Origin of the sequence: Desulfuromusa kysingii, assembly GCF_900107645.1 — a bacterium.
In the GTDB taxonomy this organism is placed as follows: domain Bacteria; phylum Desulfobacterota; class Desulfuromonadia; order Desulfuromonadales; family Geopsychrobacteraceae; genus Desulfuromusa; species Desulfuromusa kysingii.
The window spans coordinates 392,108-405,503 of record NZ_FNQN01000002.1; the positions used below are offsets into that span (position 1 = coordinate 392,108).

Consider the following 13,396-nt stretch of genomic DNA (forward strand, 5'->3'; position numbering starts at 1 on the left):
ATGATAGAGCAGGAGAAATTTGGCAATTTCACCCACCAAGATGCGCCCAAATATGAAGATATTCTACAATGTATGCGTTGCGGATTCTGTCTACCTACTTGTCCGACATTTTCTCTGACGGGAAGAGAGCGTTCCAGTCCTCGTGGTCGTGTAGCATTAGCTCGTGCTGTCGGCGAAGGCAAAATGGAATTTAATCAAGCGATGAAAGAGGAGGCCTTCTTCTGCCTTGATTGCCGCGCGTGCACGACAGCCTGTCCATCAGGGGTACAAGCAGGAAGTCTCATGGAGATGTGCCGTGCCCAAGTCAGTCAACAGCACCCTTTACCCAAATGGCAGACAGGTTTCCGTAATTTTGTCCTAACAAAAATGTTGCCAAACCCGGATTTAATGGAGACATCAATGCTCCCGGCACGGCTGTACCAACAATTGGGGATTCAATGGCTGGTGCGCTACAGTAAACTGCTGAAACTAGGGCCCAAATGGATTGACAAAGCAGAGGGGATGATGCCGGAGCTTCATCAACCCCTGCGCCAGAATATTCCACAATTCAGCCCCGCCACAGGAGAAAAACGTGGCACAGTTGGTTTCTTTCTAGGCTGTGTCATGACCTTGATGTATGCCGAAGTATCTCGTCAAACCATCAAAGTTCTCAACCATCAAGGGTTTGATATCATTACCCCTAAAGCGCAGAAATGCTGTGGCGCTCCACATATGACCGAAGGAGATCGGGAAACCACTCGACAACTGGCCCAACATAACTTGGACTTGTTTATGGATTTGGATGTCGACGCTATTGTTACTGACTGCGCCGGTTGTGGTGCAGCATTAAAAGAGTATGAGGAACTTCTGGCCGAACGTGAAGATCACACACGATTACAACAGTTTCATAGTAAGATAAAAGACATCAGTGAATTTCTTGTCGAGGTCGGTGTCCGCGCGGAGAATCTTATACCAGTCAACAAGGTGGTCACTTATCATGAACCATGCCACCTCTGCCATGCTCAGGGAGTCAGCAAGCAACCGCGAGATCTCATTCGGGCCATTCCCGGTGTCGAGTTTCGCGAGATGAAGGAAGCCAGTTGGTGCTGTGGCTCAGCAGCAACCTTCAGTTTAAAGTTTACAGAGGCCAGTCAGAAAATTCTCGATCGTAAGCTCCACCATGTTGCCGAGACAAAAGCTGATTATCTGATAACCGCCAATCCGGGCTGTCATTTACAATTAGCCTGGGGACTGCGTGAAGCGGATATGCCACAACCGGTTCTGCACCTGATTGAGCTTCTAGGTGAAGCCACACCGGACCATTAAATTTATTAGAAAACCACAACAAGAATATAAGGATAAAAGCTCCAGCTCATTTCTGAGTTGGAGCTTTTCATTAGATATAGAACAAAGATTCCCGCACCATAAATCATGATCAATTTATGATCCAACCAAAAGGACACCACTCAGCTTCAGCTCTGTACGAAAAAATCACCCCATTCATAGTCGAGAGTCGCGGGAGCGGCATCTGCAAACAACGCCGACTCAGCTAGTTTTCAGACTACAGACGGTTGTAGCCGTTCAAAGCTGCAACACGATAGGCCTCAGCCATAGTGGGATAGTTAAAGGTCGTGTTAATAAAATATTTAACGTTATTGTATGGCTTCGGTTGGGACATAATTGCCTGGCCGATATGGAGAATCTCAGCCGCATTATGGCCAAAACAATGGATTCCAAGAATTTCCAGAGTCTCCCGATGAAACAGCAGCTTTAACATCCCGACAGTATGAGTGGTAATCTGGCCACGAGCCAAGTGTCGGAAAAATGAGTGTCCTACCTCATAGGGAACGCTCTGCTCGGTCAACTCCTGTTCGGTCCGACCAAGGCAACTGATTTCCGGGGACGTATAGATTCCGGTCGGGATATCACTCACCAAACGCTCTTCACAACAACCTTCAGCGATATGAGTCCCGGCAAAGCGACCTTGGTCATAAGCTGCACTCGCAAGATTCGGGAATCCAACAATATCGCCGACCGCATAGATGTGGGGGATAACTGTCTGATAGGTTTCATTAACATCAATATTGCCACGATGATCGGTCTCAATTCCAATCTCTTCAAGACCCATTCCCGAGGAGTTACCACTGCGACCATTCGCCCACAGTAACATTTCAGACTTGATCACCTTACCGGTCTTCAGATGCAGAATAACTTCATCATCCTTGACCTCGACCCGCTCATACTCTTCATTCTGACGCACCAGAATCCCCTTTTCATCACGCATGTGATAACTCAGGGCATTGCTGATTTCTTCGTCCAGAAATTCAAGCAGGCGCTTGCGGGTGTTCACCAGATTGACCCTGACACCGATATCTTTAAACGCTGAAGCATATTCACAGCCAATAACACCAGCACCATAGACCGTTATCGTCGCTGGCAGTTCACTCATCTGCAGAATGGTGTCGCTATCGACAACTCGTGGGTTGTTGAAGTCGATATCATCAGGACGATAGGGGTGTGATCCTGTCGCAATCACAAAGTGATCTGCAGTATAAAGACGTGGAGTGCCCGATTGGTCCATAATTTCGACGCTATGTGGATCAACAAAGCGGGCGTGCCCCTCAATAATCTCAACGCCATTACGCTCGTAGAACCCTTCACGTTCACGAACTTGACGATCAATCACACCATTCACACCAGTAAGCAGGTCCGCAGATGTCACCTTGAGAAGATGACGACCCCGGTCAAGGAAATGACTCGTTCTGATTTCGGTTGTTTGCCGGACAATTTCGATAAAAGCTTTGCTTGGAATGGTACCGAAGTGGGTGCAACCTCCCCCGACTTGATAACTTTTTTCAACAACGGCGACAGATTTGCCCGCCTTAGCAAGTTGGATTGAAGCCCCTTCCCCACCGGGTCCACTGCCAATAACAAGGGTGTCAAAGTGTGTTTTTAATGTATCCATTTTGATCTCTCTGCTCTGTGTTTCCTGAAAAATAATAGGTTATCAACACTCACAATCCGTGGTCAGGCCCTCTTCACCCCGATTGATTCATATAGATTCCTGACAATCCTATCACACTTTCTTTCCCCTTGAAGACAACGAGCGCCGTTGCGGGGTTAAATCTTTGAAGTTCTAACTTTTTTTATAAAAAAAGCCTCTGGCTTGCGCAACAGCCTGAACTTTCCCTTCAGCATCTAAAACATCAAGATATTTATTAATTTCACTTCGATGCATGCCCAGAATCTGCACCAGATCATCTAGAGTACAGGGTCTTCTGGCAATGGTTTCTAAAATGGCTGTTTCGGCATCACGGCGATAGGATTTTATATTTTTTCGTTGTGGCGCGGCAGCAATAATCTCGGCATTATCCAGTTGTAAAAGATCAAGAACTCTGCGCAATTCAGCCTTTGTCGCACCATGAAGGTCGGTTTCTGTCCCCGGACGATCGAGAGTATTAATTTGCACCGAATCCGGCTTAATCTGTTGGATTATTTTTCTTAACTCCTGGAGTTCTTGTTCACTGTCATTGTAGCCAGGGAGGATAAGAACTTCCAACCAGATTTTTCCGCTAAATTCTTTTCTAAACGCGATCAAGCCCTGTAGATGGTGCTCTAATGTCAGGGTTTCAGGCGGGCGATTGATTTTATTAAAAACAGCAACCGTTGCGGCATCCAAAGAAGGGAGGACAAGATCAGCTGACTTGAGCTCTAACCGAACCTGCTTATCGTAAAGCAAGGTTCCATTAGTTAAAACTGCTATAGGGATCCCGGGCTTGGTCTGTTTAATAAACGCAATTACATCACCGATGCGACTATTCAGTGTTGGCTCTCCTGAGCCAGAGAAGGTGATATAATCAGGATCAGGATTATTCGCAAAATAATTGCTTAACTCAGCGACAATCTTGGCATAAGGAACATACTCTTGTCTCTCAAGCGTTAACTTTGTTGTCTTACCAACCTCACAATAAACACAATCAAGAGAACAAACTTTTTTAGGGACTAAATCAACCCCCAGAGACATCCCCAGCCGCCTTGATGGGACGGGGCCAAATAAATATTTATACATAACCAATCCTCTTTAATTCTCGTACGACTCAAACAGCCCGACCTAACCATTGACGACCGTTTAAACAAAGATACAATGGTGCTTTCAAAAACTCCATCAGGATGCAGACAAAACCTGATTTATAGCCTCCAGAATCAAATCAACCTCTTCACGCTTGATCACCAGCGGTGGAGCAAAGCGAATGATATTTTCGTGGGTGTCTTTCGCCAGAATCCCCTGTTCTTTCAGTTTGTAACAATATCCTCGCGCCCCCCCAACCTCGGGATGAAATTCAATGGCAAGCATGAGTCCACGACCCCGCACCTCTTTAATATGAGGATGGGAGATTTTTTTCAATTCATTGAGGAAATACTCCCCCTGCTCATAGGAATTTTCGATCAGATTCTCTTCGAAAAGAACCTTCAATGCCGCTCTTGCAACCGCACAGGCCAGGGGATTACCACCGAAGGTACTGCCGTGTTCACCAGGCTGCAAAACATCCATCACTTCAGTATTTGATAACACCGCAGAGACCGGATAGAAGCCACCCGAAAGAGCCTTACCAATCAGGGTTAAATCTGCCTCAATTCCTGCGTATTCCTCAGTTAATAATTTTCCGGTACGTCCTAGCCCAGTCTGAATCTCATCCAGAATCAAAACCACATTGTGACGATCAGAAATTTCTCTGACCTGTTTCAAATAGTCATCTGGCGGAATTATCACTCCGGCTTCGCCCTGGATTGGTTCCACCAAAAACGCGACTGTATTTGCGGTGATTGCCGTTTCAAAAGCAGCTGCATCGCCGAAAGGGATACATTTAAATCCCGGCGTAAAAGGGCCAAACCCCGCGCGTGCATTTTCATCGGTGCTGAAACTGACGATACTGATTGTGCGACCATGAAAGTTATTCGCACAGACAATAATTTCAGCCTTATCCTGCGGCACCCCTTTCACCAGATAGCCCCACTTGCGCACCGTTTTGATCGCCGTCTCTACCGCCTCAGCCCCACTGTTCATCGGCAGGACCTTGTGTGAATGGGTCAACTCACAAAGCTCTTGATAAAATGGACCTAGCTGATCATTGCGAAAAGCCCGCGACGTCAACGTCAATTTTTCCGCCTGTGTCACCATCGCCTGCATAATTTTAGGATGACAGTGGCCCTGATTGACCGCTGAATAAGCAGCCAGACAGTCGAGATATTTGTTGCCATCAACATCCCAGACCCAAACACCTTTGCCACGCGTCAAGACGACATCAAGAGGTTTATAATTATGGGCTCCATATTGATCTTCCAGGCCAATAAATTCACTCTGTTGCATGCTCGACTCCTGTCTTCAAAAATATAAGTAGGATTCAGACTGTTAATATTGTCATAACATAGGAGAGAGCTTCTCGTCTGTTATTTTTAAACCGCTTTGAGGTTAATGTGGCAGGGTAAAGTGGGGGCCTTGAGCTGGACAATTTTGCAGCAAGGTCATCGTCTCTTGAGCTGAAATGGCTTTGCTATAGAGATAGCCCTGAACTTCATGGCATCCCAGATTGCGTAAGTAATCAAGTTGAAAAAGGTTTTCCACTCCGGCACCAACAACATTCAGCTTCAATCCCTTGGCCATCATCGCGATACCGTCTGCAATACAAGTCTGGTCGCACCTTTCCTCAATTTCGCGGACAAAGGAGCGATCGATTTTTATGGTATTGACTGGTAAATTTTGCAGATAACTGAAAGATGAATAACCACGGCCAAAATCATCAATGGTCACAGAGATCCCAAAATCACGCAATATCCGCAGCTGTTTTACAACCTCAGCGTCCCCCTTACTTAATCCCTGCTCCGTTATTTCAACTTCGAAAAACTTAGCAGCAAGCTTGAATTCCTGCAACGTATGGATAAAGAGCTCTGCAAAATCGGCCTCTTTCAGTTGCACAAGAGAAACATTCAATGACACCTTAACAGGAGGAATACCTTGTTTGCGCCAACGAACAACCTCTTCGCAGACTCGACGTAAAACCCAGAGCCCTAGAGGCACCATCAACTTTGAAGACTCGGCAGCCGCAAGAAAGTCTTCAGGATAGAGAAGTCCTCGCTGGGGATGTTGCCAACGCAACAACGCCTCCATACCGACAATGGCATGATAACTCGGATCAACTTTGGGCTGGAAAAAGACCTGAAACTGTTTTTTTTCCATGGCATGGGAGAGATCACGTTCTGTGGTCAGAAAATTTGAGTCCGAGTGGAGAGTTTTGCAATAAAAACAGTAGCCGTCCTTGCCGTTTTCTTTCACGTGATACATTGCCATATCAGCACTACGCAGCAAAGTTTCCTCGGTCTCCCCCGCATCAGGATAGATCGCAATACCGACGCTCATACTCAGGTAAAGTTCATGATTATTGATACTAAAGGGCTGTCTCACTGCCTTGAGGATCTTCTCTGCAACGGCCGCGACACTTTCTCGATGGGGAATATTGGGTAACAAGAGACAAAATTCATCGCCACCAAACCGTGCCAGAGTATCCTCGGCCCGCAGATATTCAAGAATCCGCTCAGAGACTCGCTGCAAAACCAGATCACCCATAACATGCCCTAGAGTATCATTAATTAATTTAAAGCGATCCAGATCCATAAACAGTAAAGCAAATTTCTGTCGGTTCCGCTTTGCATGTGCAAAGGCCTGATTCAGCCTGTCATTAAATAAACCCCGGTTAGGCAATTGAGTTAACAAGTCATGATAGGCTTGAAAACTAATCCGCTCTTCTGTCCGTTTCCGCGCTGAAATATCTCTGACACTTCCCAAGGTGCCAATGAAGACCTTCTCCCCGACCCCATTCTGTTCATAGACTCCGGTTGCATTCAATTCAACGATCAATTCATAGTTATCAAAGGATCGCACACACTCATTTGCCTGATTCACGAGCAGACGCATCTCTGCATTCCGGGTCGCTCGCTCTCCTGCTCGTCGCTCTCGAAATAGCTGTGAGCTCGTTGCCGCGTTATGCGGATGGATGATCGATGAAAAATGTTTGCCAAGTAATTCATTCCGCTTATACCCAAGTAAATTTTCCACCCTATCATTGACATAAGTGAAAACACCCTGAGCATCAAGCATATAGATAAAATCAGGTGAACTGTTGACGATATAGCGATGCAACTGTTCTGACCGGTCCAAAGATTTTTCAATTGTCAGAGTCTCCCGCTCCCGATGATAACACTCAAGAGCTCGACTCACGGCTGCCAACAACTCTTCAGGGTTATAGGGTTTACGGATAAAATCATAGGCTCCAAGACGCATGGAATCTTTGATTGAAGCAAAAGAGGTGTCACCACTGACAACCACAGTTTCCAAATTCAACTCAGCTTGACGGACAAAATCAAGGACCTCAAACCCAGTCATTCCGGGCATTTTCAAGTCAAGAAGCAGCAGCTGGTAATCATGATCTTGTAACTTTGTGATCGCTTCGCTACCGCTTCTAGCCAGATCAACACGGTAACCATTGATGCGTAATAGAGCTTGTAGACTCTGCAATAAAGACAACTGGTCATCAACAATCAAGATCTGTGATTGCCTGGCCTCTTCTTTCGTTGCAATATGGTTAGAACTCACTCTTTGCACAACACCCCCTAAGCCTTAAGTTGGCGAACAATTCTGCAAGGAATCTGCAGATGAAAGCTCGTACCAGACTCCCTTGAACTATGGCAGCTGATCCTCCCACCAAGATCATCCACCATCCCCTTGATAACACTCAAACCAGTCTCCTTCTCATGACCAACAACGGGCTGAAACAGCTGCTCCTGTTGTTCGGTGGAGAGCCCAGGTCCATTATCTGCAACAATGACTTCAATATGTCTGCCATTATCGGAAGAATAACCAGCACGCGTCAGCAACTGAATAATCCCTTTCTCACTGACAGCTGCTGCTGCATTCTTGAGCAGATTGACGAGAATCTGTTTCACCAGCACCGGATTGGTCGCCACGTTTTCGAGCTTATCTTGCAGATCAAGTCGGATTTCAACCTGCCGTGATTGCAATTCACCATCGTCGACAGCATCAATCGTATCGAGCACCAGTTGATTCAGGTCAATACTCGGCTCAGGGAATCCAGGAATCTCCTGCTGGTTCAAATAATAATTAAGGATATCATCAATCCTGCGAACTTCTTTTTGAATTGACTGGGTCAGCTCCTGATTGTCAGTGCCCGCCAGAGAGTGATTTAAAACTTCCGTATAGTTGCCAATAATGGTCAAAGGGTTCTTGACTTCATGACTGACTCGGCGCAGCAAACTTCCCCCTTCGGTGACATAATTCTGAGCATCTACAGACATCTTCATCATCGCAGCACTGACAACGGGGACAAACATTTTGATCGGCAACGACTCGAGTCGCTGGAGATCATGGGTTGAATCAATACCAAGGACAACGACCCCCAGAGCCCGCCCATCGAAGAGGAAAGGTTGGCAACTGATTCCAGCCCCCTTCGCTAACCTTATCAGCACATGATCATCAACCGTCAGTGGTTGCAAGGGGTGAAACGAGTCGGTCACCTTCCCGCTCTGTAATGCCGCAGCAAGCAGGTTCGATTGCGCCTCCATCGAGACCTTCAATTCGCCAATCAATCTTGGCTGGCTGTCACTCAGAATCCCAGTCAGCTGAAAATGTTGCTGATCCAGTAACAGGAAGATGGCTTCATTTGCCGGACTATTTTCCAGGTAGAGTTGTCGCGCTATCGAGACCAGCTCTTTCGGATTCTGGGCCAGACCAAGGCGAGAACGGATTGCCTCCTGAGTGGCAAGGACAAAGGAAAGCTCCGTCAGTCGCTCACACGCTGCTGCCATCTCCTTTTGCAGCGTTTCAAGATCATTTAAAGCATCTCCATAGTGAGGATATAACCCCTTCGCCCACGCTGAAAGATAATCAATTTCGTTCTTGGTCAATCCGAACAGATGTTCTGCCAACTCTTCTGTTTCAGGGAATAACCGTTTAGGGCTTTGGCAAAATTGTTGCGTCAGGCGAGCAATTTTAAGTAATGGATGGCCGCCCTCAATCTGCGAAAGATCCGCATACAAGAAACGAATCGTATCGACTAAAAAGGAATCCAGATTCCATGGCCCAACCAGCTTAGCTGCAACCTGAAGGTGGTCAACCTGATATTCAGCCTCCTCCAGTTGACATTGAACCGCGCTGCTCCACGGGTGGACATCCAAGCGCACATAATTGTCACCCGCCCTGAAAAACATGGCATAAATTCCGAGGTTCTGCAGTAAACCACACAACTGCGCCTCTTCAATATGCGGGTAATTGACTGAAGGTGCCAGACAACGGGCAACGATTCCAGAGACTTGAGATGAAAACCACAGTCCATACTGAAAAGATAACTGCTGAGGCGTAAAGTCATGCTGGATAACTTGCCGAGCTGACTGCAAAGCAATACCGGTTATCACTGCAACGCCTAGCTGCTTAACCGCTGAGGAGACGGGCTCAAAGGGATCAAGAGGTTGCGAATTGGACTTGCTGGCCGCAAGAATTATCCGAGCAGACAGGACCGCATCATGAAGCACAATATCAGTCAAAGACTGTTCATCACTGCCGCTTAAACAAGCTTCGATCAAGTCGATCAACACCTGTGGCATACAGAGCAGATCCATGACATCTTGTTCAGACAATATTTCGAAAGATGCTTTCATACCCTCAGTGAATATCCCTCCATATGCGAGAAACAATAGTTATATGATCCAATATGGAAACTTAATCTGTTATATTATCAGCTAAATCTGTTGTTACGGCAAGCTGATTATCGAAAAAACCTCTTGATATTCAGTAAGTTATATACTTGTTCTTGTTTTTATTCCTTAATAAACATCGGCTAAAGAAAAAAAATCAAAACTGTCACAATCGCATCACGGGTCGATAACATGCTGAATATATAGAAAATAAAGACATTTACTGCAAACTGCTTGAGGAAAAGAGAGGTAGAGCCGATTATTGGCAGAGTCAAATAAACTGAGGCAAAACTGGTAACTACCTAGAATTAAAGGTTTTTCTATATTGCCATTTTAAAGAGGTTTTGACACTGTTGCCGTGACTACACATGGTCAAACAGGACGAAGAGATCCTCCTTAGCAAACAAGGTGGGCAGACATCAAGGTCTCAGCAACGAAACGGACAAGTTGTTATGTCAATTGGGAGTGTTACAATACGTTCAAGAAGAGCGGGAAAGTTCTGAGTTTTCGATGATCTGAGTAACTTTAGCACGATCATCCTCAGTCCAAGGGCCAACAACGACCAACCTCATCCTCTCCGCGGAGAATATGCTCTTTGCCACTCGCTGTAAATATTCCGGGGTTAATTGCTGCAATTCCCGGCAATCCTGCTCCAGCGTCCGCAGATAACCAGCCTGCAATCCCCAACCATAACGAACCGCCATCGCCTCACTTTGGTCGCGGGAAAATTCGAGATCAAAGAGATAACTTCTGGTGACGGCAGTCAATTCGTCGCCAGGAATGGGTTGATCACGCAGTTGCGCCAGAATCTTGAATAGCTCAGTGACGGTAGGTTGTAAATTTTCTGCGGCGACTGATAAATCGATGGCCAGATAGCCAGTATCATCTAACAGTGAACAATTAGCTTCGACTGAATAGGTCAACCCCAGCTCTTCACGTAAACGCAACGACAACCGTGCACCACCGCCCCAGGACAAAATTCGCCGCAACATGCGGACGGCCAGAGTTCCTTCGTCCTGTCGCCCCGGCAACAGAAATGCTAACTGCAAACTGATCTGCGAATCAGAATCCTGGACCCAGAGACTCTGCGGTTGAGGATGGAATTTATCCGGGGCAGGGGGAAAGGGTAAGCTCTCTTTTGCCGGCCAATCGCCAAACTCACGTTCAACACTCTGGAGAAAGGTCTCTCTTGTCACCGGGCCACAAGCGCAGATCACCAGATTTTGAGGAATATACCAGGAACGATAGTAATCAACCAGCTTGGAGCGATCAATTCCATGTAATGTTTCTGTCGAACCGATCAACGACTCGCCTAAAGGATGATCTGGCCAGAGAAGACCCACCATCAAGTTATCGGGATTCACCTGAACGCCATCTTCGTTAAAATCCTCACGGGCTTCTTCGAGGATGATACGCCGTTCGATATCGATATTGTTAAATACAGGTCGCCTGAGCATCGAAGCAAACAGGGCTACCCCTTCAGCCAGAAAGTCTGGATGGAGCGGTGAATGAAAACAGGTCGTCTCCATATCCGTTGCTGCATTCACAGAACCACCGATCCCCTCAAAGGCTCGCTCCAGATCAGTGCTGGTGGCATACTCAGCAGTCCCGCGGAAAATCATATGTTCGAGAAAATGGGAGATACCGGCAAGCTCGGTTGGCTCACAGCGACCGCCGACAGCCATAGAACACACCAGCTCCGCTGAATGGAGGTGAGGCATAGGGACCGTGACCAGGCGAATGCCGTTGGCTAATCTGTCAGTATAGTATTCAGACATGCAAAAGATACAAAGGGCTATCATTTTCTGATAGCCCTTTTACTCCATTCATATGCAGATAAAACTTCAAGCGCTTAACAACTTTGCGGCCTCTTTGGCATGATATGTAATAATTAAATCGGCTCCCGCACGCTTCATTCCCAACAGGGTTTCCATCATCACCCGGTCACCATCAATCCAGCCTTTTTCGGCAGCCGCTTTGACCATGCTGTACTCACCGGAAACATTGTAAGCAACCAATGGCAAGTCAAAATTATCTTTTAACTCCCGGAGTACATCCAAATAGGCCAGCGCAGGCTTAACCATAAGAAAATCAGCGGATTCAGCAACATCCTGATTGGCCTCACGGAGTGCTTCCATGCGATTCGCGGGGTCCATCTGGTAACTGCGTCGGTCACCAAATTCCGGGGTACTCTCTGCCGCCTCACGGAACGGACCATAATAGGCGCTGGCATATTTAACCGCATAACTCATCACCGGAATATGTTCAAAGCCATTTTCATCCAAAATATCCCGAATCGCCGCAACCCGACCATCCATCATATCTGAAGGGGCAACGATATCGGCACCAGCTTGGACATGAGAAAGAGCTTCAGCAGCCAAGAGCTCCAGGGTTGAATCATTATCAACGTCTCCATCTTTGATCAGGCCGCAATGACCGTGATCTGTATACTCACACATACAGACGTCCGTAATCACCGTAAGCTCTGGAACCTGTTCCTTGATCGCCCGAACCGTATTCTGGATAATACCTGTCGCACAATAAGCATCGCTACCGACGGCGTCTTTCGTTTCAGGAATACCAAACAACACCACAGCAGGGATGCCAAGATTAAACACCTCTTTGGCTTCGATGACAATATTGTCAATCGACTGCTGATAAATTCCCGGCATGGAACCAATCTCTTTTTTGATGTTTTCACCAAAGGCACTGAACATTGGATAAATCAGATCATCGACCCGCAGATGAGTTTCACGGACCATGCGGCGAATATTTTCATTCCGGCGCAAGCGACGGGGACGGTAACTGGGAAAATACATAAAAGACTCCTGTCTGTTCCGGTGCGGTGGACACAAGATTCACCGCACCGGTCTATTTTGAATAATAATCTGCCATCGCCAAAACCAAAGCATCCAGAGTCCACTGTTCCGGCTCTAGAGCAACCTCAAAACCATGGCGACGGATAGTTTCAGAGGTCTGTGGTCCAATGGAAAAAAACTTGGTCTCCCCCTGCAATTTCTTAAGATCATCTCCAAGCATGGTATATAGGTTAGCAAATGTCGACGAGGAACTAAAACAGATGGCATCAAGATCACCACCTCTGAGGAGGTTACAAATCTCCTCTTTCCTCTCTTTCGGCATAATTGTCCGGTAAGCAACAGGTGCAGTCACTTCAGCGCCGCCGTTCTTAAGCGCCTCAATAATCAGTGGTCGGGCGATTTCAGCTCGCGGATAAAGAATTTTTTTTCCGGCAATCTCATGTTGCATAAGTGCGGCAACAATCCCTTCAGCACGGTGGTCCGCTGGGACAATGTCTGGATGAACATGATTTGCTTCGATCGCGGCGGCTGTTTTCGGACCTACGGCAACAATCAACATGTCGGTCAGCACGCCATAGTACTGATTATTCTCCAACAAGCGTTCAAAAAAAGCTGCAACGCCATTAACCGAAGTGAGAATCAGGATATCGAAGTCATCCAGATCCTGCATGGCAAAATCAAATGGGGCCCAACTCTTTGGCGGCACAATTTCAATCGTCGGGATACAGACGGCCGAGCCGCCCTGTTGCTCAAGTAACGCAACAAAATCAGCAGCTTGGGGTTGTGGCCGAGTCACCAGAAAACGTCTTCCCGCCAAGGGCAACGTTGAATTCAAG

The 13,396-nt window shown here is 46.9% G+C and carries 9 protein-coding genes; 1 reads left to right on the forward strand and 8 read right to left on the reverse strand.

All coding sequences use genetic code 11. The annotated features are described in order from the left end of the window. Positions 1-1,305 carry a (Fe-S)-binding protein gene (locus tag BLU87_RS04950; RefSeq protein ID WP_175498266.1) on the forward strand — a complete coding sequence of 435 codons (1,305 nt, stop codon included), beginning with the start codon at positions 1-3 and terminating at the stop codon, positions 1,303-1,305. A 235-nt stretch (positions 1,306-1,540) separates the two neighbouring features. On the opposite strand, the gene sthA is transcribed toward BLU87_RS04950, so the two are convergent. The 8 genes from sthA to BLU87_RS04990 form a co-directional block, all read right to left on the reverse strand. Beyond that, positions 1,541-2,944, reverse strand: coding sequence for a Si-specific NAD(P)(+) transhydrogenase (sthA, locus tag BLU87_RS04955; protein WP_092345299.1), 1,404 nt, complete (start codon positions 2,942-2,944; stop codon positions 1,541-1,543). A gap of 171 nt (positions 2,945-3,115) precedes the next feature. Further along, positions 3,116-4,048, reverse strand: a complete 933-nt coding sequence (locus tag BLU87_RS04960) for a radical SAM protein (RefSeq protein WP_092345301.1) — start codon at positions 4,046-4,048, stop codon at positions 3,116-3,118. Positions 4,049-4,144: 96 nt separating this feature from the next. Beyond that, complete coding sequence (gene rocD / locus BLU87_RS04965; RefSeq protein WP_092345303.1) at positions 4,145-5,347, reverse strand: ornithine--oxo-acid transaminase; 1,203 nt, start codon at positions 5,345-5,347, stop codon at positions 4,145-4,147. Positions 5,348-5,449: 102 nt separating this feature from the next. After that, entirely contained in the window at positions 5,450-7,636 is a 2,187-nt protein-coding gene (locus tag BLU87_RS04970; protein WP_092345305.1) for an EAL domain-containing protein, read from the reverse strand. A gap of 8 nt (positions 7,637-7,644) precedes the next feature. Next, entirely contained in the window at positions 7,645-9,705 is a 2,061-nt protein-coding gene (locus BLU87_RS04975) for an HDOD domain-containing protein (protein ID WP_092345307.1), read from the reverse strand. Positions 9,706-10,220: 515 nt separating this feature from the next. Continuing rightward, positions 10,221-11,519 carry a M16 family metallopeptidase gene (locus BLU87_RS04980; RefSeq protein WP_175498267.1) on the reverse strand — a complete coding sequence of 433 codons (1,299 nt, stop codon included), beginning with the start codon at positions 11,517-11,519 and terminating at the stop codon, positions 10,221-10,223. Positions 11,520-11,585: 66 nt separating this feature from the next. Further along, the gene (hemB, locus tag BLU87_RS04985) at positions 11,586-12,560 is read right to left on the reverse strand and encodes a porphobilinogen synthase (RefSeq protein WP_092345311.1); all 975 of its coding nucleotides are present in this window, start codon (positions 12,558-12,560) and stop codon (positions 11,586-11,588) included. Between the two features lie 52 nt (positions 12,561-12,612). Further along, positions 12,613-13,395, reverse strand: a complete 783-nt coding sequence (locus tag BLU87_RS04990; RefSeq protein WP_175498268.1) for a uroporphyrinogen-III synthase — start codon at positions 13,393-13,395, stop codon at positions 12,613-12,615. Between the last annotated feature and the right edge of the window lies 1 nt (position 13,396).